General features: G+C 66.4%; 18 protein-coding genes. 4 read left to right on the top strand and 14 right to left on the bottom strand.

What is annotated here, in order from left to right; translation table 11 throughout:
• Window positions 1-67: 67 nt before the first annotated feature.
• From hemC to HGK27_RS02265, 3 genes are read left to right on the top strand one after another with little or no spacing between them, the layout of a single operon-like run.
• Entirely contained in the window at window positions 68-1,012 is a 945-nt protein-coding gene (hemC, locus tag HGK27_RS02275; RefSeq protein WP_206238415.1) for a hydroxymethylbilane synthase, read from the top strand.
• Window positions 1,009-1,734, top strand: coding sequence for a uroporphyrinogen-III synthase (locus HGK27_RS02270; RefSeq protein WP_241126790.1), 726 nt, complete (start codon window positions 1,009-1,011; stop codon window positions 1,732-1,734). Before hemC ends, HGK27_RS02270 begins: the two co-directional genes overlap by 4 nt.
• Complete coding sequence (locus HGK27_RS02265; protein WP_206238413.1) at window positions 1,731-2,690, top strand: MICOS complex subunit MIC60; 960 nt, start codon at window positions 1,731-1,733, stop codon at window positions 2,688-2,690. Before HGK27_RS02270 ends, HGK27_RS02265 begins: the two co-directional genes overlap by 4 nt.
• A 221-nt stretch (window positions 2,691-2,911) precedes the next feature.
• Here the strand turns inward: HGK27_RS02265 and HGK27_RS02260 are convergent, their stop codons facing one another.
• Together HGK27_RS02260 and HGK27_RS02255 are read right to left on the bottom strand one after the other, a co-directional pair.
• The gene (locus HGK27_RS02260; RefSeq protein ID WP_206238411.1) at window positions 2,912-4,156 is read right to left on the bottom strand and encodes a UbiH/UbiF/VisC/COQ6 family ubiquinone biosynthesis hydroxylase; all 1,245 of its coding nucleotides are present in this window, start codon (window positions 4,154-4,156) and stop codon (window positions 2,912-2,914) included.
• A 54-nt stretch (window positions 4,157-4,210) separates the two neighbouring features.
• Entirely contained in the window at window positions 4,211-5,926 is a 1,716-nt protein-coding gene (locus HGK27_RS02255; protein WP_407674630.1) for an alkaline phosphatase family protein, read from the bottom strand.
• 117 nt (window positions 5,927-6,043) lie between these two features.
• On the opposite strand from HGK27_RS02255, the gene HGK27_RS02250 reads away from it, so the two are divergent.
• Entirely contained in the window at window positions 6,044-8,188 is a 2,145-nt protein-coding gene (locus HGK27_RS02250; RefSeq protein ID WP_241126785.1) for a protein-disulfide reductase DsbD family protein, read from the top strand.
• A gap of 511 nt (window positions 8,189-8,699) precedes the next feature.
• Here the strand turns inward: HGK27_RS02250 and HGK27_RS02245 are convergent.
• The 12 genes from HGK27_RS02245 to ccoN are packed head-to-tail and all read right to left on the bottom strand — an operon-like array spanning window position 8,700 to window position 19,066.
• Window positions 8,700-9,041: a hypothetical protein gene (locus tag HGK27_RS02245; protein WP_206238409.1), complete on the bottom strand. Its 342-nt coding sequence runs from the start codon at window positions 9,039-9,041 to the stop codon at window positions 8,700-8,702.
• 35 nt (window positions 9,042-9,076) lie between these two features.
• Entirely contained in the window at window positions 9,077-9,664 is a 588-nt protein-coding gene (locus HGK27_RS02240; RefSeq protein WP_206238407.1) for a hypothetical protein, read from the bottom strand.
• A 31-nt stretch (window positions 9,665-9,695) separates the two neighbouring features.
• Entirely contained in the window at window positions 9,696-11,018 is a 1,323-nt protein-coding gene (locus tag HGK27_RS02235; protein WP_206238405.1) for a radical SAM protein, read from the bottom strand.
• Window positions 11,019-11,068: 50 nt separating this feature from the next.
• Window positions 11,069-11,323 carry a hypothetical protein gene (locus tag HGK27_RS02230; protein WP_206238403.1) on the bottom strand — a complete coding sequence of 85 codons (255 nt, stop codon included), beginning with the start codon at window positions 11,321-11,323 and terminating at the stop codon, window positions 11,069-11,071.
• Complete coding sequence (ccoS, locus tag HGK27_RS02225) at window positions 11,320-11,469, bottom strand: cbb3-type cytochrome oxidase assembly protein CcoS (protein WP_206238401.1); 150 nt, start codon at window positions 11,467-11,469, stop codon at window positions 11,320-11,322. Before ccoS ends, HGK27_RS02230 begins: the two co-directional genes overlap by 4 nt.
• Window positions 11,466-13,613 (bottom strand): heavy metal translocating P-type ATPase, encoded by a 2,148-nt coding sequence (locus HGK27_RS02220; RefSeq protein WP_206238399.1) that lies wholly within the window; start codon window positions 13,611-13,613, stop codon window positions 11,466-11,468. Before HGK27_RS02220 ends, ccoS begins: the two co-directional genes overlap by 4 nt.
• Window positions 13,613-14,080, bottom strand: a complete 468-nt coding sequence (locus HGK27_RS02215) for a FixH family protein (RefSeq protein WP_322099008.1) — start codon at window positions 14,078-14,080, stop codon at window positions 13,613-13,615. The genes HGK27_RS02220 and HGK27_RS02215 overlap by 1 nt, the downstream gene beginning before the upstream one ends.
• Window positions 14,077-15,552 carry a cytochrome c oxidase accessory protein CcoG gene (ccoG, locus tag HGK27_RS02210; protein WP_241126784.1) on the bottom strand — a complete coding sequence of 492 codons (1,476 nt, stop codon included), beginning with the start codon at window positions 15,550-15,552 and terminating at the stop codon, window positions 14,077-14,079. Before ccoG ends, HGK27_RS02215 begins: the two co-directional genes overlap by 4 nt.
• Window positions 15,553-15,557: 5 nt before the next feature.
• Window positions 15,558-16,457, bottom strand: coding sequence for a cytochrome-c oxidase, cbb3-type subunit III (gene ccoP, locus HGK27_RS02205; protein WP_206238397.1), 900 nt, complete (start codon window positions 16,455-16,457; stop codon window positions 15,558-15,560).
• Window positions 16,450-16,620: a cbb3-type cytochrome oxidase subunit 3 gene (locus HGK27_RS02200; RefSeq protein ID WP_206238395.1), complete on the bottom strand. Its 171-nt coding sequence runs from the start codon at window positions 16,618-16,620 to the stop codon at window positions 16,450-16,452. The genes ccoP and HGK27_RS02200 overlap by 8 nt, the downstream gene beginning before the upstream one ends.
• Window positions 16,617-17,381 (bottom strand): cytochrome-c oxidase, cbb3-type subunit II, encoded by a 765-nt coding sequence (gene ccoO / locus HGK27_RS02195; RefSeq protein WP_206238393.1) that lies wholly within the window; start codon window positions 17,379-17,381, stop codon window positions 16,617-16,619. The genes HGK27_RS02200 and ccoO overlap by 4 nt, the downstream gene beginning before the upstream one ends.
• A gap of 14 nt (window positions 17,382-17,395) precedes the next feature.
• Complete coding sequence (ccoN, locus tag HGK27_RS02190; protein WP_206238391.1) at window positions 17,396-19,066, bottom strand: cytochrome-c oxidase, cbb3-type subunit I; 1,671 nt, start codon at window positions 19,064-19,066, stop codon at window positions 17,396-17,398.
• Window positions 19,067-19,230: the final 164 nt, after the last annotated feature.

Here is a 19,230-nt window from a genome sequence, read left to right as displayed (position 1 = left end):
GCGAGATTGCCCATTAGCACAAGCACCCATGGTCGATACGCATCCAGCCCCGAAAACCGCAGCCTTTATGCCACACTCTGATCGCGCGCCCGATCGCTCTTTGCGCCTTGGCACCCGCGCCTCGCCTCTGGCCATGGCGCAGGCCCATGAGGTGCGCGCGCGCCTCTGCGCCGCCCATGGCTGGGATGAGGCGGCGATCTCCATCGTCCCCGTCACCGCCAGCGCGGACAAGATCAAGGGCCCGCTGGCCGATGTCGGCGGCAAGGCGCTGTGGACCAAGGAGCTGGACGGCTGGCTGCATGAGCATGAGATCGACTTTGCCGTCCACAGCCTGAAGGATGTCGAAACGATCCGCCCCGATGTGCTGACCATGGCGGCAATTCTTCCTCGTGAGGATGTGCGCGATTGTCTGGTCGGTGCCGCATCCATCGAGGCGCTGCCGCAGGGCGCGCGCCTTGGCACCTGCGCGCCGCGCCGGGCGGCGCAGATGCTCCATCTGCGCCCCGATCTGCGGATCGTGCCCTTTCGCGGCAATGTCGCCACCCGGCTTGGCAAGCTGGAAGCCGGAGAGGCCGATGCCACGCTGCTGGCCATGGCCGGGCTCAACCGGCTGGGGCATGAGAATGTGGGCACGCCGCTGGATGAGGCGACCTTCCTGCCCGCCTCGGGCCAGGGCGCCATCGCGGTGGAATGCCGCAGCGACGATGCCGCCACCATCGCTCTGCTCTCCGCCATCGACCATGCGCCCAGCCGCCACGCCGTGCTGGCCGAGCGCGCTCTGCTGGCCGCGCTGGGCGGCAACTGCCACAGCGCGCTGGCCGTGCTGACCAAACCCGAGGGTGAGCAGATCCACCTCACCGCCGCCCTGTTCAGCCCCGATGGCGCCGCGCGCGTGGCGGGCGAAACCCGCTTCACCCCCGGCGATCACGCCCCTGTGGCGGCGCTGGCCCGTGATCTGCTGGAGCGCTCGCCCGCCGCCATCACCGATCATTTCTCAGGCCCCGGCAGGTGATACCGCCGCTGCTGATCCTGCGGCCCGAACCGGGCAATGCCGCCAGTTGCGCTGCCGCCGCAGCGCTGGGGGTGCAGGCAGTAGCGTCACCGCTTTTCGCCATCGAGATCTTCGCCTGGCAGGCCCCCGATCCCGCCGAGGTCGATGCCCTGCTGATCGGCAGCGCCAATGCCCTGCGCCATGCCGGCCCCGCCCTCGCTCACTATGCCGCCAAGCCTGCCTATGTCGTGGGCGAGGCCACAGCCGAGGCCACCCTGAAGGCCGGGCTGCAGGTGGCTGCCATCGGCACGGGGGGCCTGCAATCGGTCTTTGATCAGGTGCCCATCGCTCACCCGCGCCTGCTGCGCCTCGCCGGGCAGGAGCGCGTGGCACTCTCCCCGCCGCCCCATGTCCGCCTGATCGAGCGGGTGGTCTATGGCGCCGTGCCGCTGCCGCTGCCCTCCGCCATCGCCCGGCTGATCCTGACCTACGCCCTGCCCGCCGTGGTGGTTGCGCTCCATTCCGCGCAAGCCGCCAGCCATTTCGCCGCCGAGATCGACCGGCTTGCGTTGCCCCGCCAGCGCCTCCATCTCGCCACCATCGGCCCGCGTGTCACGCAGGCGGCAGGGCAAGGCTGGGGCTCCATCCACACGGCGCCCAAGCCGGAGGATCGCAGCCTGCTGGCGCTGGCCGCGCAACTGTGCCACACTCTCGCGCCGCGTGAGGGGGATAGAGAAGTTTGATCGAGGATTTTCCGAATCAGCCAACAGAAACAGCGCCCAAAGGTGCTGCGGGCTACCCACGCCCGCGCCGCTGGCCGCTGCTGGTGCTGACGATGCTGGTGGGCTTTGGCGCCGGAGCCGTTGCCATGGGCGAGGTTGCCCATGAAGGCTGGCTGAGCCCCTTCGGCATCGCCCCATGGGCGTTTACACCGCCGCCCGTGGCCGTGCCCACCCCGCCCCAGCCCTCCAGCGCCGCCCTCGCCCAGACGCAGGGCGCGATGGAAGAGCGCGTTGCGGGCCTTGAGCAGAAGCTCGACAAGCTCGACCTCGAAGCCGCCGCGGCATCAGGCAATGCCGCCCGCGCGGAAGCGCTGCTGGTCGCCTTTGCCACCCGCCGCCTGGTGCAGAAAGGTGCGCCGCTCGGCTACCTCGAAGATCAGCTGAAACTGCGCTTCGGCGCCGCCCAGCCCGATGCCGTGGCCACCATCATCACCTTCGCCCACGATCCCGTCACCCTCGACCGCCTGACCGCCCGCCTTGAGGCTTTGGGCCCGATGCTGGCAAAATCACCCCCCACCGAAAGCGGCTGGGCCCGGGTGAAGCGCGAAATCTCCGACCTCTTCGTGCTGCGCCACGAAAGCCCCTCCGCCGCGCCCGATCCCCGCCTGAGGCTGGACCACGCCCGCGTGGCGCTGCAAGAGGGCAAGGTGGAAGACGCCATCGCGGATGTGCGCCTGATGCCGGGCGCAGCTTTGGCATCTGACTGGATCGCGCAGACGCAGCGCTACGACACCGCCCAGCGCGCTTTGGACGCGATCGAGACGACCGCTCTGCTTGAGCCCAAGACGCTGCACGATGGTGCCGGGCGTGAGATCGCTCAGCCCAGCCCTCTGGAGACACCCGGTGCTTCGGCTTCGGGAACGCCCAGCCCTACGCCCGCGCCTGAGCCGAGTGAGGCGATTAAGGGCGATATTTGAAGCAGGAAGATAGATGCGAGGGGGTTACCCCCTCGCGCTCCCATTCCGTCTCCCGACGATAAGGCAGTCGCGCCCAATCCTTGCGCCTGACCTCGCCGCCCCGCAGGGAATAATTGCCTCCGGCGGCGGGACGTATGCGCATGATCTCCCGTTGCGCACCTTTTGTGTCGGGAGACGTAACGGGGGTGCAGGGGGCGTAACGCCCCCTGCTTATTCCTTCTTCAAGCCTGCAAGATCGAAGGCAGCTTCCCGCTCATCCCGCGCGCCTCATTCATGAAAAAGCGCTTCAGGGTCGGCATGCGCTGCACCGCGCCCATGCCCAGACGGCGCACCGCGCTGGCCGTGCGGCCCGGCACGCCGAAGAGGCGCACGATGCCATCCATCACGCTCATGGTGGTGAAATTGTCCAGCGCACGCCAGTTCTCGTAGCGCTTCAAAAGCTGTGCATCGCCCGGCTCAAGACCAAGGCGCATGCCATCGGACAGCACTTCCACCAGAGCGCCCACGTCACGCAGGCCAAGGTTCAGCCCCTGCCCGGCGATGGGATGCATACCATGGGCAGCATCGCCCACCAGCGCGAGGCGGTGGCCGGTGATGCGCGTGGCGTTCTGGTAGGACAGCGGATAGGACATGCGCGGGGCGCTCAGCTCCACCTTGCCGTAAAGGCCGTCCATGCGCTTGGAGACTTCGGCGACAAAGGCGGCGTCGCTCATGCCGATCACGCCCTTGGCGTCCTTTTCGGGGACGGTCCAGACCAAGGCGCTACGATGGCGGCCATCGGGCAGGTCGCGCAGCGGCAGCAGGGCGAAGGGCCCGGCGGAGTAGAAGATTTCCCACGCCACGCCTTCATGCGGCTTTTCATGGGTCAGGCCGGTGACGATGGCGCGGTGGCTGTAATCCCACTGGACCAGACCGATGCCGTCTTCGTCACGGCTGGGCGAGCGGCGGCCTTCGGCGCCGATCAGCAGGCTGCCTTTCACCACGCGGCCATCGTTCAGCGTGACGGCCACGCCGTGGTCGCCGCGCTCGCGCTTTACGGCTTCCACCTTGGTGTGCCAGGCGATGTTGGTTTCGTGGCGCGCGGCCTCGAACAGGGCGAGGCGGATGTCGCGGTTGGCGAACATGCGGCCCAGCGTGCCTTCATCGGGCTTGGGGCGGAAATCGATGCGGCCCGGGCGCATGGCGTCGGTCACGGCAATGGACTCGATGGGGCAGCCCAGATCCTTCAGCGCCTCTTCCAGACCGATATGGCGGAACAGGTTCCAGCTGGCCGAGGAGATCGCCGAGGCGCGGCCATCGGCGCCCTCGGCGGTGAGGTCGGCAGGGTCTGCGCGTTCGATCACATGGCTGGTGATGCCATTGCGCGCGGCGGCCAGCGCCAGCGTCATGCCCACCAGTCCGCCGCCCAGAATGACCAGATCGCGATGGTCTGTGACGTTCGGGCTCTCAGTGTTCGCAGTGCTCATGGGCACCCCCTTAGGAGATGATGGCCATCCAGCCAACCTGTGTTTGGGGGTAGGTCACTTTGGCACGCAGGAGTTGCCCGGTCCACCATCCACATCCAGACAGCGGCCATCGAACGCGCCCTGCGGCACCTTCAGCCCGATCAGCGCCGCCAGCGTGGGGGCGATATCGACCGTCTCCACCGGCTGGGGCTGCTCCATGCCGGGCAGACCCTTGCGCCAGAACAGCAGCGGCACGCGGCGGTCGTAATCATAGGGGCTGCCATGGGTGGCGGTGTAGCCGGGACGCGAGGCAATGATCGGCACCACCGCGCGGTTGAGCATCACATAGACATCGCCCGTCCGCTCGGGATCGAAGGAGGCGCGGGCGCGTTCGCGCATCGTCCAGTCCTGCGGGTTGGCGGCGGGCAGAGGCGTGCGGGCGATCTCTTCCTTGGTAAAGACATAGGCTACCTGCGGGTGGGCCTTCAGCAGGGCGACCAGCAGATCCTGCACCTTCTCGCGCTGGTTGGGCGTCAGGTCATGGCTGATGTAATAGTCACCGAAAGGCCCGTCTGCGCGGATGATCGGGGCTTCGGATTTGATGTTCAGCCTGGCCGCAATCACCTGCGACAGCCGGTTGGGCGCCAGCGCCACATCGACATGGCCCGCGCGCGGCAGGCCCTGCTCGGCGAGGCGCTCGGGCGTGTCGAGACCGCCATGGTCCGCCGAAAGCATCACCGCATAATCCAGCCCCATCGCATCGAGCCGGTTGAAAAACGCCCCCAGCTGCGAATCGAGCTGCGCCATCTGCACGCACATCTCCACGCCCTCGCTGCCATAGGCGTGGCCGATGTAATCGGTGGCCGAAAGGCTGACCGACAGCAGATCGGTGGCATCGCGCTTGCCCAGCGCCATATCGCTGGTGAGCCGCGCCGCCAGATCAAGCGTCGCCCCATCCATGCGCGGCGAGACGCGGAAGGTATCGGGCATCTTCTTCTCGACGGTGAAGCGGGTGGTGCCCACCACGGCCTCGCCCGCCTCAATGGCGCGGTCACGCGGGGCGCACCATGCCGGGATCGGCAGTTCGGGCGCGCCGCTGGCGATCAGCGCGGCGGTGGTGCTGTTTTCAGCCACGGCGGCGGGGGCCAGCTCGCGGCCCCGGAAGGTGGTGAAAGCCCCGCCCTTCCACCAATAGCCTTCATCGATGGTGTGGCCCCCCATCATCACCACGGCACGGTCCTTGGCGGACACCGCCACATTGCGCGTGGCCAGATTGGCCGCCTTCATCCGCTCGCCCAGCGTGGGCACGCGCAGATGCACCGCCGAAACCACCGGGTCTTCCACCGAGGATTGCGGGTCTTTCTCATCCTCGGCGCAATAGACGCGCTTGTCGGCGCGCTTGGCGTCCAGATCGAACCAGTTGTTGGCGATGATGCCGGTGCGGCTGGGGTGAGCGCCCGTCAGCAGGGTGGAGTGGCCCGGGCAGGTTTCCGTGGCGGCATGGCTCTGGAAGGCGCTGGGGAAGACCGCGCCCTGCATCAGCCGCGCAAAGCCGCCGGTGAAATGCTGGCGATATTGGGCGAAAAGGTCGGCAGAGAACTGGTCGATGGAGATCGCCACCACCAGCTTCGGAGGCGCTGTGGGTTCGGGCGCGGGGGCGCTTTGGGCGACAGGTGTGGAACGGGGATGGTCCTGCGTGCAGCCGCCCAGCGTGGCCAGCAAAGCCAGCAGCGCAACGCCCGGACGGCGGACATTGAAACCCCGCGCAAAAGAAAAACCTAGTGAAGTGATAGGATACACAGAGCTTTCCTTGCAAAATTCTGGCGAGCGCGGCAGATGCGTGTCACATATGCATGACAGGGCAATGTTTCGCGGTTGCGAAAGCACCCTGCCTGTCCGGAGTTCCCCATGCCAGTCCGTCTGCCTTCACGCCACCCCCTGCTGCCGATCCCGTTGGAAAAGCTGACACATCAGCTGATGGCGTGGAGCATGGCGCTGCTGGCGGCCTTGGGCGTCGGCATGGGTATGGGCATGGCCCCGGCGCGGGCAGCAGAGCCCACCCATATCGCGGCGCAGCTGGTGGCCGAAAACACCGTGCAGCCGGGGCAGGCGACCACGCTGGCGCTGGATATGCATCCTTCTGCGGGCTGGCACGGCTATTGGCTCAATCCGGGCGATGCGGGCCTTGGCCTGCAGCTGACATGGCATCTGCCCGCAGGAGCCAGCGCGGGGACGCCGCAATATCCTGTGCCCGAAACGCTGGTGGTCAGCGGGCTGATGAACCATGTCTATCAGTCGGATTATGCGCTGCTGGTGCCCTTCACCGTGCCCGCCGACGCAAAACCGGGCAGCACCCTGCCGATCTCGGTGAAGGCCGAGTGGCTGGCCTGCACCGAGCAGATCTGCGTGCCCGAAAGCGCCGATCTGTCCACCACGCTGAAGATCTCGGCCTTCCCCGCGCAGCATGATGCCCGCTTCGATGCATGGCGCGCCAAGCTGCCCGCGCCGCTGGGTTCTCAGGCCCATATCGCGGTGCAGGGCGATACGCTTCGCCTCGGCATCCCCTTCCCCGCCGGTGCCGCGCTGGAGCGCCCGCATGTCTTCTCGGCTGACGAACGCGCCATCGACTATGCCGCGCCTCAGGGTTTTGCCCGCTCCGGCGACACGCTGATCGTCACGCTGAAGCGCGCTCAGGGCGCCGCCGCCAATCCGGCCAGCTTCAATGCCGTGCTGCGCCTCAACCGCAATGGCGACGGCCTGACCATCGCCGCCGTGCCGGGCGCCGTGCCCACGGACGGCACGCCGATCGACACCGCCGCCACCGATGCTCCGCCCAAGCCTTCACCGCTGCCCTTGCTGGTGCTGGCGGCGATTGCGGGCGGATTGCTGCTCAACATCATGCCCTGCGTCTTCCCGATCCTTAGCCTGAAAGCGCTGAGCCTCGCCCGCGCTGGCGAGAGCGAGGCCGAAGCGCGCGTGGAAGGTCTGGCCTATTCGGCGGGCGTGATCGTCACCTGCGCCGCGCTTGGCGCGCTGCTGCTGGCGCTGCGCGCGGGCGGGCAGCAAGTGGGCTGGGCCTTCCAGCTTCAGGAGCCCGGCGTGGTGGCCGCGCTGCTGCTGCTCGCCGTGGCGATCACCGCCAATCTGCTGGGCCTGTTCGAATTCCTGACCCCCAGCTTCGCCACGCAGGGCGGCGCCCTGCCCGGCAAACGCAACACCGCGCGCGGCGCCTTCATCACCGGTCTGCTGGCCGCCTTTGTGGCCACCCCCTGCACTGGGCCCTTTATGGCAGGCGCCATGGGCGCGGCGGTGCTGCTGCCCTTTGCCCCGGCGATGCTGCTCTTCGTGGCGCTGGGCTTCGGCATTGCCCTGCCCTTCCTCGCCATCGCCTATATCCCCGCGCTGCGCCGCGCCCTGCCCAAGCCCGGCCCGTGGATGGGCTGGTTCAAGAAGGCCATGGCCGTGCCCATGGGCCTGACCGCGCTGGGCCTGTTCTGGCTGGCCAGCCGCCTTGGTGGCTATAGCTTCGCCGGTGCCTGTCTGGTCTTCGCCATCGTGCTGGTCGGCATCCTGACGCATCTGGGCCGCACCCAGCGCATCACGCTGGGCGGCGGACGGCGGGCGCTGGGTCTGGTCGCCGTGCTGGGCCTGTGCGCCGCCGTGATCCTGCCGCGCACCGTCCATGCCCCCAGCGCCGAGGCCGAGGGCCTGCTGCCCACCCAGCCCTTCAGCCAGCAGGCGCTCGATCAAGCGCTGGCGCAAGGCCACCCCGTCTTCGCCTATTTTACCGCCGACTGGTGCCTTTCCTGCAAGGTCAACGAACGCGTCGCCATTGAGCGCGAAGCCACCCGTGACGCCTTCGCCAAAGCCGGCGTCGTCGTGCTGAAAGGCGACTGGACCCGCCGCGACCCGGCCATCACCCGCTACCTGACAACCCGAGGCGCGGCAGGCGTGCCGCTCTATGTGTGGTACGGTCGCGGCTCGGCTTCCACGCCGCAGAGCCTGCCTCAGGTGCTGACGCCCAAGACGCTGACGGACCTCGCTTCGCGCTGAAAAAATCGACGTTTTGACCGCGATCAAGGTCGGCGCCCTGGCACTGGCCTAGGACAGTCTCACGCATGGCGGAGGCGTCACCCGGCAAGTCCGTCTGCTACGATGGGGTCCTCGGATCGGGGGTTCCGGACAGATGAAGCCTCGGCTTCAAGAGACCCCATCGTTCCTTCCGCGTGAAGGATTTCTCCCCAACTTACAGGGCGGCTGCTTGCGGGTAGCCGCCCTTTTTTGGTTTTAAGGTTTGGAGAAGGGGAAAGAGAAAATGCGAGGGTGTTACACCCTCGCGCTCCCATGAATGTCTACGTGGCGCACAGGGTTCGGCCAAGGCGCATAGCTCGCCGCGCCGCAGGCTGGACTTGGCCAGCACCGTCCTATCGGGGAATGATTGCCTGCGGCGCTTCAGCTTGCGCAGCTGGAGAGGCTAGGCGTGAGGATTCGAGAACGCTGCCCTATCGTCGGAAGACGTTCCGGGAGCGCGAGGGGGTAACCCCCTCGCATCTATCCTTCTTACTTATTTCTCGGCCGCCAATCGATCCAGCCAAGCCCGCGCCTGCTTCGGCTCCCCTACCGCGTTGGACGCCACCGGACCGCGCGCGGCCAGAAATTCGCGATGCAGCTCGAAGGGTTCAAGGAACAGCGTCTCGCGCGCTTCATCGATGCTGTGGGCCAGATCCTCCAGCGCCTCGATCGTCGGAGCGACGGCCTTGCGGGCCACCTTATCAGCGCGGTGGTCGAAGAGGCCCCATTGGCCCGCTGCGGTCACTTTCAGGGCCTCGATCAGGGCGGCGCGGTAATCGGCCTCCCAGTCGATGCGTTGCTTGTCGAGGCGGTCGAGACGATCAGCTTTGGCCATGGGCGCCCCTTAGGGGGTTTTGAGCCGCCCTGCGATCAGAAAACGAGAAGCACCGAGATTTCGCACCACAGCACCAGCGCCAGAAACGGCGTCCACAGCCAGATGTAGAACCATGACACATGCTCGGGCACAGGTGGCAGAGGGGCTCCGCGCCTGATCGCGCGGATCGCATCGTGGATCGCTGGCAATCTGGCCGCATACCAGCGCACATCGAGTTGCAGCGGGCGGCCGCCATCCATGCGCGGCAGGTGGATCACGTCACGCCGCGAGCCTCTGCCGCCAATGCTTTCCTGCGTGGCCACGCCCAGTTCGGACCAGTCGCTCATGATGGTTTTGCCGAAAGTGGTGGTGCGGATGCTGCGGGCTGTCAGCACAATCTCGCCCGGTTGGATCAGGCGCCAGAGGCTGCGGACCAGCCCGATGCAGAAGGCCGCGGTGAAGGCGAAAAGGAGCACATAACAAGCCAGTTCCTGCCACGGGTGGCGGGGGCCGAGGCCACGATTGGCGATCATCATGTGGAACACCACATCGCAGATGCCCAGCGAAGGCAGGCAGAAAATCAGCCAGCCCAGCACAGAGGGCACAATCTTGGCGCGATGCTCGCGGAAGGTGATCGTCTCCATCGGCCCGGTCTAGGGCTTTGGGAAAGGAATGTCACACCGCAGAGCTGAAGCGCCTGGTGTTGTCCTGCCGGTAGGGGTCGAAAATGGCCGCGATGCTGCGCGCATAGGGCAGGCCCCCGGGCAGCATGGTGAGCAGCCCCGCCTCCACATCGACCAGCCCGCGCTCCATAAAGGGCGCGAGGGCGGCGGCATGCTGCATGGCCAGATCGCCGCCGATGCGGGCGCGGCCATGGCAGAGGATCTGCTCGATGAGGACGCCCAGAGCGCGGTCCGCGTCGGAGCGCAGAATGCCATGACCGCCGGTCAGCCGGTCTTGCGAGAGCAGCATGCGGTAGCGCCCGGCGTTCTTCTCGTTCTGGATGAGGGCGTGAGGAAAGCTGGAGATGGCCGAGGCGCCCAGCCCGATCAGCACCGGGGCGGCATCATCGGTAAAGCCCTGAAAGTTGCGATGCAGCCTGCCGCCCAAAGTAGCCTGAGCCATAGGGTCACCGGGGCGCGCGAAATGGTCAAAGCCCACGGGGCGATAGCCTGCTTCAACAAGGCAGGCATAGCCGCGCGCGGCCATAAAGAAGCGCTCCTCCTGCCCCGGCAAGGCTGACGCATCGATGCGGCGCTGGCGCGGCAGAAGATGCGGCACATGGGCATAGCCGAAGAGCGCGACGCGGTCCGCGCCCAGTTCTGCGGTGCGGGCCAGAGAGGATTGCAGATCGTCCCATGTCTGGCCCGGCAGGCCATACATCAGATCGTAGTTCAGCGAGGTGACACCCGCCTCGCGCAGCATATCGGTGACGCTTTCGATCACCGCGTCGCTCTGCACGCGGCCAATGGCGGCCTGCAGGCGCGGAGCGAAGGTCTGCACGCCAAGGCTGGCGCGGCTGATGCCGACCGCAGCCATCGCCTGCGCCCAATCGCGCGTCATGGTACGCGGATCGAGTTCGATCGACCACACCGGGTCGCCCAGCGAGAAATGCAGCGTGATGGCATCGACCAGCCGCACAAATTGCGTGGGGCTGATGGCATTGGGGCTGCCACCGCCAAAGGCCACGCGCTTGACCTTCACCCGCCCATCCAGCCTTTTGCCCACCAGCGCGATCTCCCGCGCCAGGGCGTCGAGATAGGAGGTCAGCCGCCCCTGCCGGTTGGCGGCGCCCGTGTTGCAGCCGCAATACCAGCAGATCTGCTCGCAATAGGGGATGTGGAGATAGAGCGAGATATCGCCCGAGGTTTGATCCAGCGCCTCGCCCAGAGAGCTGCCTCCAAGAGGCGCGAATTCCGCCGCCGTGGGAAAGCTGGTGTAGCGCGGCACGGGGCGCGCCAGCAGATCGGGGTGATAGGGCCAGACAAGCATCGTCATGCATCCCTTCTGCCAGAGGCGTGGCGCGCCATCCTTGCGCCCGATCAAGATCAGCGCGGAGTTTTTCCGCCTTTGCCACGCTTGCGCGCACCACCGTTATGGCAACCTTTCGCGCAGCATCCGGGCTGCTCCGCACCGGGCACATCATTGTGGCCCAGAGGCATGGTGATGCTGCGCACAATACCATCGCCAGAGCAGAGCGGCACCGCAACAGTCCGCCCGTCTGCCGCATGCGGAGCAGCGCCCACCGCAGCCGGAAACAAAGCGATCAGGCCGAAGAGGGCGATGAGTCTTGCGCGCCTCATGGCTCGCCCTCTTCCTCGATCAGGATGCGGGCGGCGGCGCCATCGAGATCCTCGAACTGGCCCGAGCGCAAGGCCCAGAAAAATGCCCAGAGCCCCGCCAGCCCCATCAGCAGCGCGACGGGGATCAGGAAAGCGAGGCCAGTCATGCGGCCTCATCCCGCTTCCAGCGGGCGGGCAGCGCCAGCCGCAGCGAATTGCCGATCACGATCAGCGAGGAGGTCGACATGGCGATGGCCGCCACCAAAGGCGTGACATAGCCGAAGATCGCCAGCGGCACCGCCAGCAGATTGTAGCCGATGGCCAGCGCGAAGTTCTGGCGCACCACGCGCATGGTGGCGCGCGCTCCGGCCACGGCGCGCGGCAAGGCCAGCAGCGACTCGCCCATGAAGACGAAGTCCGCCGCCTGCCGCCCGACATCGCTGGCGCTGCCCGGCGCGATGGAGGCATCCGCCGCCGCCAGCGCCGGGCCATCGTTGAGCCCATCCCCCACCATCAGCACGCGGTGGCCCATGTTGCGCAGCATGGCGATGGCCTGCTGCTTGCCTTCAGGGCTCATTCCGGCACGGGCGAAGAGGCCTGTGGCGCAAGCGGTCTCCACCACCGATTGCCCCCGGTCACCCGAGAGGATTTGTGCGCTGATGCCCAGATCGCGCAGCCAGTGGAGGGCCCTTGCATATTCGGGGCGCAGCCGGTCGGCGAAGGGGATCAGCCATGCCGGGCGGTTTTCGATGTCCAGCGCGCAGACCATACCGCGCGATGCTGCCCCGCCATCCGGGCGGCGCAGCGCAACGCGCTGACCTTGCCAGAGCGCGCGCATGCCCTCTCCGGGCACTTCAACCACATCGGCCAGTTCCGCTGCCTTCACGTCGCGTGTGGTCAAGGCTTCCACCAGCGCTCGGCTGAGCGGATGGCGCGAATGGCTGGCCAGCGCCAAAGCCACCTGCGCGGCATCGTCCGGCAGGCCATCCAGCACCGGGCCATCGGGCATGGGGCGCCCCAATGTCAGTGTGCCGGTCTTGTCGAGCAGCGCGGTGTCGACACGGGCGATGCGCTCCAACGCGCCGCCATCCTTCACCATCACCCCGCCTCGCATCAACGCCGAGGCGGCCACCACCTGAGCCACCGGCACTGCCAGCCCCAAAGCGCAAGGGCAGGTGATGATCAGCACCGAAATGGCGATCACCAAGGCGTGGTACACCCCCGCCCCGGCCAGCATCCAGCCGATCAAACTCGCCGCCGCCAGCGTATGGACGGCGGGGGCATAGAGGCGGCTCGCGCGGTCGGCGATGCGGACATAGGCGCTCCGGTGCTGGCCTGCGGCCTCCATCAGGCGGGCGATCTCGGCCAAGGTGGTGTCGGCCCCGGCGGCGGTCACCCGCACATCGACCGGCGTATCGAGATTGAGCATGCCCGCATGCAGGCCGTCGCCCGTGCGGGCAGCAACGGGGGCGCTTTCGCCGGTCAGCAGGCTGCGGTCGAGGCGCGTCTCGACCGTCAGCAGCGTGCCGTCAACGGCGAGACGTTCGCCTGCACTCACGCGGATCATCATGCCCGGCAGCAGGTCGCGCGCTTTCAGCCATTGCAGCGTGCCGTCCTTGTTCACCACCATGGCGCCGGTGGCGGCCTGACGCAGCAGGGCATCGACCCCGGCGCGAGCATGGTCGCGCATCATGGCGTCCAGCACGCGGCCCGCCAGCAGGAAGAGCAGCAGCATCAGCGTGCCGTCGAACCATGCCTCGGCGCCATGGGTGATTGTTTCGTAGAAGCTGAGGCCGGTGGCCAGCACCACCCCGATGGAGATCGGCACATCCATATTGGTGCGGCCATGCTTCAGGGCGCTCCACGCCGAGGCGAAGAACACACGGCCCGCATAGAGGATCGCCGGAATGCCGATCCCCGCCGAGAGCCAGTGGAACAGATCGCGCGTGGCGCCCCCAGCCCCCGACCAGACACTGACCGACAGCAGCATCACATTCATGCAGGCAAAGCCCGCCACCGCCAGCGGCGCCAGCAGGGGTTTCACCGCGCTGATCGGGGGCGTCAGATCCTCACCGCGCGGCTGGCTGGGGAAACCGATCCGCTCCAGCGCGGCGACCAGATCGGGCTCATGCAGGGCCGGATCGTGGCGCACGCTGACCTGCCGGGCCGACAGGTTGACGCGGGCGCTTTCCACCCCCGCCAGAGCGATCAGGCCCCGCTCCACCTTGCCCATGCAGCTGGCGCAATGCATGCCGGGAACCACCAGAACGGTGGTCTGCGGGCTCGGGGCTGTGTGCGGTTGCGTGGCCATCACAGCATTTCATTCGCGCGCCAGATGTGGCCTTGGGCGGCAACCTTCAGGCGCAGACGCCAGCGGCCATCGGGCAAGGCCTGATCCGAGAGGAAGTCGCCGCCAGCGATACGGTGGAAGGTCAGCGGGCGGTCTGCCAACTGGCCCAGCGGGTGCCAGCCTTCGCCGGTCAGCACAGCCTGGTCGAGGCCTTTGCCCTTCAGCGTCACCACCACATGGCCATCGGCCTGCCGCGCCACCTGAGCATGCCAGCCCAGCGCCTGTTCCTTCGCGGCCTCATCCAGCCAGCGGTCGAATTGCTGGCTGGCGTCATAGGAGTTCTCGACCACCACGCCGCTGAAGGTGCTGCCCGCCAGACGCGCCATGCCGATGTTCACCGCGATCACCACCGCGAAGAAGGCAACCAGAATGGCACTCATATGCCAACCGGTGAAGCGGAAGGGTTTTTGCGCAAGGCTGCTCATCATTGGCCTCCTTCAGGGGCGTCGAAGCGTGTGTCGTAGCGGACGGTGCCGCCCTGGGCGTCGGTGGCAGTCAGGGTGAAGCCCAGAGGCTGTTGCGCCGTGCCTGCCGGGGCTATCACATAGATGCGCAAGGGTTCTGTCTGATCGGCAGGGATGGTGCGGGTGAGTTGACGGGTGGCTTGGGCCTTGCCCATCTCCTCGCTCCACATGCGCGCGCCGGGGATACCATCGAGGGTGAGGCGCATGGGGCGCGGGCGGTCTTCCATATTGCGCCATTTCACCAGATAGGCGTTGCGGATGGCGCCGTCGCTCATCAGCATAAAGGGCGGGTTGCGGTCTTTCGCGACCGAGATCGCCAGATGTTCGCGTGTGCCGAGCGCGAACAGCAAAGCGCAGCCGATAGCGCTCCACAGGCCGAGGTAGATCAGCGTGCGGGCGTGCCAGATCAGTTTCGCGTGGCTGGTGGGCGGGGCTCCGGCGCGTTCTTTCTCGCTGTCTTCCAGTGTGGCGTAGTCGATCAAGCCGCGCGGGCGGCCTGTCTTGGCCATCACGCCGTCGCAGGCGTCGATGCACAGGGCGCAGGTGATGCAGCCGATCTGCGCGCCGTCGCGGATGTCGATGCCGGTGGGGCAGACGGCGGCGCACAGGTTGCAGTCAACGCAATCGCCGCCACTGCTTTTGCCCCGGGGTTCGCCGCGCCAGTCCTTGTAGGTGACGATCAGCGATTTTTCGTCGAGCATCGCCGACTGGATGCGCGGCCAGGGGCACATATAGACGCAGACCTGCTCACGCATAAAGCCGCCCAGCCACAGCGTGGTGCCCGCCAGCACGGCGATGGTGGAATATGCGATGGCCGGTGCGGTGCCTGTGAAGACCTGATGGGCCAGCGTAGGCGCGTCGGCGAAATAGAAGATCCATGCGCCGCCCGTCGCCACGTTGACCAGCAGGTAGAGGCTCCATTTGCTCAGGCGGCGGGCGAGTTTGCCCGCCGTCCATGGCGCGTTGGCGAGGCGGATCTGGGCGTTGCGGTCGCCATCGAACCAGCGGTCGATATGCTGGAACAGGTCGGTCCAGACCGTCTGCGGGCAGGCATAGCCGCACCATGCGCGGCCCACGGCGCTGGTCACGAGGAACAGGCCGATGCCTGCCATGATGAGCAGCCCGGCCACAAAGTAGAACTCTTGGGGCCAGATCTCGATGGAGAACATGTAGAAGCGGCGGTGCGCCAGATCGATCAGCACCGCCTGATCGGGCGCATAAGGCCCACGGTTCCAGCGCAGCCATGGGGTGAGGTAATAGATCGCCAGACAGACGGCCATCACCCCCCACTTCAGGCGGCGGAAGCGCCCGTCGATCTTGCGGGGGAAGACGGGCTGCTTCTTTTCATAGAGGCCTGATTGCGGTTTGGGTTTCAGGGCGGAGGGCAGCGGGCGCTGCTTGCGCGTGGGCTGGCCTTGGGGGTTCAGGCTGACCATGGCGTTTACTTTGCCACCGGGGTGGGCGCGGCGAAGGCCTCGCCGCCGCCCAGCGAGTGGACATAGGCCGCCAGCATCTTGATGGTGACCGGGTCGAGCCTCTGCCCCCATGCGGGCATCACCCCGGCATGGGCGTTGGTGATCGAGCCCACCACCTGTTCCCGGCTGCCGCCATAGAGCCAGATGCGGTCGGTGAGGTTGGGCGCGCCGAACTGGCGGCCTCCTTTGGCATCGGGGCCGTGGCAGGCGACGCAGTTGGTGGCGAAAATTTCGGCGCCGCGTTGGGCTGCGGCTCCCTTGGGTTCGAGGCCCGAGAGGCTGCGCACGAAGCTCGCCGCATCCTGCACCTGCGCTGGCGTCAGGATCTTGTCATGGCCGAAGCTGGGCATCAGGCTGGTGCGGGTCTGGTCATCTCCGGGATAGCGGATGCCGTGGGTGAGCGTCTGCTGGATGTCGGTCAGCGAGCCGCCCCACAGCCAGTCGTCATCGTTGAGGTTGGGATAGCCGACCGAGCCCGCCGCCCCCGCGCCATGGCATTGCACACAGTTCACCTTGAAGGCCGCGCGACCGCCCGCCACCGCCTGACGCGTCAGGTCGGGGTTTTTGGGCAGGTCTTCGATGGGCGTTTTCGCCAAGGCGGCCAGCATGGGAGCGCGCTGGGCGGCTTCGGCCTTTTTCTCGGCGGCGTATTCGCCTCGGCTGGTCCAGCCGAAGCTGCCATGGGTGCCTTCGTGGATCAGCGGCACCGAGGGATAGACCACAGCGTAGCCCACCGCGAAGGCGATGCACGCATAGAAGGTGTAAAGCCACCAGCGCGGCAGGGGCGTGTTGAGTTCCTCGATGCCGTCCCACTCGTGCCCCATGGTTTCGGTGTTGGTGGCTTCGTCGATGCGCTTGTCAGTCATCGTCTTCGTCCTTGAAGATCATGGTGGCGGCGGCTTCGCTGTTCTTCCGCCCGCCCGGCAGGAAGGGCCGCGCACAGAGCAGCAGGAACACGCCCATCATCAGCGCCAGCCCCCAGCCATCGGCGAAGTTGCGCAGCAGCGCGTAAAGCGCGGCGCCGCTCATCGGCCCTTCTCCTGTGCGAGGTGTTCTTGTGCGGCGGCGCTTTCGACATCGACCATCGTGCCCAGCACCTGAAGGTAGGCGACAAGCGCATCCATCTCGGTGATTGTGTCGGGCTTGCCGTCGAAGTCACGGGCCTGCGCCTTGGCGTAGCGCTTGGCCAGATCGGTGCCATTGCCGGTGGCCTGCGCCTTCAGATCATCGTCGGCCTTGGCGATGTCTTCATCGCTGTAGGGCACTCCGGTTTCGCGCAGGGCTTTCAGCTCGCCCTGCATCGAGCCGCCCTCGCCCGCCTTCAGTTCAGTGTTCGACAGGAAAGCGTAATTGGGCATGATCGATTCCGGCACGACCGAGCGCGGCGCGGTCAGATGCTGCACATGCCATGCGTCCGAATATTTGCCGCCCACGCGGGCCAGATCAGGGCCGGTGCGTTCGCTGCCCCATTGGAAGGGGTGATCGTACATCGATTCCGCGGCGAGGCTGTAATGGCCGTAACGCTCGGTTTCGTCGCGAAAGGGGCGGATCATCTGGCTGTGGCAGAGGTAGCAGCCCTCGCGGATGTAGATGTCGCGCCCGGCCTGCTCCAGCGGGGTGTAGGGGCGCACGCCCTTCACCTTCTCGATGGTGTTGTCGATGTAGAACAGCGGCACAATCTCCACCAGACCGCCGATGATCACCGCGATAAAGGCGCAGACGGCCAGAATGGTGACATTGCGCTCCAGCGTGCCGTGCCAGGCAAAAGGTTGTTTCGTTTCAGCAGACATTGGATGAGCCCCCCTTATTCGGCAGGCACGGCGACGGGCTGGCCAAGGGGCCGGTCCTTGTCGCGGTTCTGGTCGATGTTGTGCAGCGGCTTTTCGTCGCGCTGGTCACCCACAGCGATGGTGCGCCAGATGTTGTAGGTCATGAAGCAGGCGCCCGTCAGGTACAGCAGGCCCCCGAAGGCGCGCAGCACATACATCGGGTGGATGGCGGCCACGCTGTCGGCAAAGCTGTTCACCAGATAGCCGTCGGCGCCATATTCGCGCCACATCAGGCCTTGAGTCACGCCCGCCACCCACATGCTGGCGGCATAGAAGACGATGCCCAAAGTGGCCGTCCAGAAGTGCCAGTTGACCATGCGCAGCGAATACATCGCGGGCCGGTTCCACAGGCGCGGCACCATGTAATAGAGCGCACCGAAGGTCACCATGCCGTTCCAGCCCAGAGCGCCCGAATGCACATGGCCGATCGTCCAGTTGGTGTAGTGGCTGAGCGAGTTGACGCTCTTCACCGACATCACCGGGCCTTCAAAGGTGCTCATGCCGTAGAAGGCGAGGGACATCACGAACATGCGCAGGATGGGATCGGTGCGCAGGCGGTCCCACGCGCCGTTGAGCGTCATCAGACCGTTGATCATGCCGCCCCAGCTGGGCATCCACAGCATCACGCTGAACACCATACCGAGCGTCTGCGCCCAGTCGGGCAGCGCCGTGTAATGCAGGTGGTGCGGACCCGCCCAGATGTAGAGGAAAATCAGCGCCCAGAAGTGGATGATCGAGAGGCGATAGCTATAGACCGGCCGCTGCGCCTGCTTGGGCACGAAGTAATACATCATGCCCAGAAAGCCCGCCGTCAGGAAGAAGCCCACGGCGTTGTGGCCATACCACCACTGCACCATCGCCCCCTGCACACCCGCGAAATAGCTGATCGAGCGCGTGCCCAGAAAGCTGACCGGAATGGCCAGATTGTTGATCAGATGCAACATCGCCACGGTGATGATGAAAGAGAGGTAGAACCAGTTGGCCACATAGATATGCGGCTCTGTGCGGCGCACGATGGTGAAGGCGAAGACCAGCAGATAGGCGACCCACACGACCGTCAGCCACAGATCGACATACCATTCGGGCTCGGCATATTCCTTGCCCTGCGTGACGCCCAGCAGATAGCCGGTGGCCGCCAGCACGATGAAGAGCTGATAGCCCCAGAACACGAAACGGGCGAGGCCGGGGAAGGCCAGCCTCGCCCGGCAGGTGCGCTGCACGACATAGAAGCTGGTGCCGATCAGCGCATTGCCCCCAAAAGCGAAGATCACCGCCGAGGTGTGCAGCGGGCGCATCCGCCCGAAGTTGAACCACGGCTCTAGGTTGAGATCGGGAAACGACAGTTGCAGCGCGATGATAAGTCCCACAAGGAACCCGGCCATGCCCCAGAACACCGTGGCGATGGTGGCCCAGCGGATGACGTCATCGTCATAACGGCTGGTGTCGGCGGGCGGCAGGGCGCTCTGGCCACGGGCGAGGCGCGCATAGTCGGGGCGCATCACGCCGTGTCCCATAGCGATCAGCGCGGCGATGGCGCAGATGCCCATATGGATGGCGAAAGCAGAATCCTGCGCGGCCACCATCGCGATGAAACAACATAGAAATAGCACCAGCCACAGACCGGCGCGCGAAACGAGGATGCCCATGAGCCTTCCCTCTCATGACGGAACGGAAGGCTGGCCTATGCGCCAGGCGCGATGGAACGACATTGATCGGCGTCAAACTGAGCCACGCGGCAAAAATGCGGGATTTGCGTCAGGTCAAATACGCGGTTGCGCCCCGTCAATGATGGCGCCGCGGCAGGGGTGCA

Origin of the sequence: Novosphingobium terrae, assembly GCF_017163935.1 — a bacterium.
Lineage (GTDB): Bacteria > Pseudomonadota > Alphaproteobacteria > Sphingomonadales > Sphingomonadaceae > Novosphingobium > Novosphingobium terrae.
Note: the sequence above shows the minus strand (reverse complement) of the source record. Positions and strands in the feature narration are given on the sequence as shown.

What these genes read in the sequence shown, in the direction of transcription:
- ccoN (WP_206238391.1), bottom strand. Translation starts at nt 19,066, where the DNA reads ATGGGCATCCTCGTTTCGCGCGCCGGTCTGTGGCTGGTGCTATTTCTA.
- HGK27_RS02260 (WP_206238411.1), bottom strand. Translation starts at nt 4,156, where the DNA reads ATGAGCACTGCGAACACTGAGAGCCCGAACGTCACAGACCATCGCGAT.
- ccoO (WP_206238393.1), bottom strand. Translation starts at nt 17,381, where the DNA reads ATGTCTGCTGAAACGAAACAACCTTTTGCCTGGCACGGCACGCTGGAG.
- HGK27_RS02220 (WP_206238399.1), bottom strand. Translation starts at nt 13,613, where the DNA reads ATGGCCACGCAACCGCACACAGCCCCGAGCCCGCAGACCACCGTTCTG.
- ccoS (WP_206238401.1), bottom strand. Translation starts at nt 11,469, where the DNA reads ATGACTGGCCTCGCTTTCCTGATCCCCGTCGCGCTGCTGATGGGGCTG.
- ccoP (WP_206238397.1), bottom strand. Translation starts at nt 16,457, where the DNA reads ATGACTGACAAGCGCATCGACGAAGCCACCAACACCGAAACCATGGGG.
- HGK27_RS02215 (WP_322099008.1), bottom strand. Translation starts at nt 14,080, where the DNA reads ATGATGAGCAGCCTTGCGCAAAAACCCTTCCGCTTCACCGGTTGGCAT.
- HGK27_RS02245 (WP_206238409.1), bottom strand. Translation starts at nt 9,041, where the DNA reads ATGGCCAAAGCTGATCGTCTCGACCGCCTCGACAAGCAACGCATCGAC.
- HGK27_RS02240 (WP_206238407.1), bottom strand. Translation starts at nt 9,664, where the DNA reads ATGGAGACGATCACCTTCCGCGAGCATCGCGCCAAGATTGTGCCCTCT.
- HGK27_RS02230 (WP_206238403.1), bottom strand. Translation starts at nt 11,323, where the DNA reads ATGAGGCGCGCAAGACTCATCGCCCTCTTCGGCCTGATCGCTTTGTTT.
- ccoG (WP_241126784.1), bottom strand. Translation starts at nt 15,552, where the DNA reads ATGGTCAGCCTGAACCCCCAAGGCCAGCCCACGCGCAAGCAGCGCCCG.
- HGK27_RS02200 (WP_206238395.1), bottom strand. Translation starts at nt 16,620, where the DNA reads ATGAGCGGCGCCGCGCTTTACGCGCTGCTGCGCAACTTCGCCGATGGC.
- HGK27_RS02250 (WP_241126785.1), top strand. Translation starts at nt 6,044, where the DNA reads ATGCCAGTCCGTCTGCCTTCACGCCACCCCCTGCTGCCGATCCCGTTG.
- hemC (WP_206238415.1), top strand. Translation starts at nt 68, where the DNA reads ATGCCACACTCTGATCGCGCGCCCGATCGCTCTTTGCGCCTTGGCACC.
- HGK27_RS02235 (WP_206238405.1), bottom strand. Translation starts at nt 11,018, where the DNA reads ATGACGATGCTTGTCTGGCCCTATCACCCCGATCTGCTGGCGCGCCCC.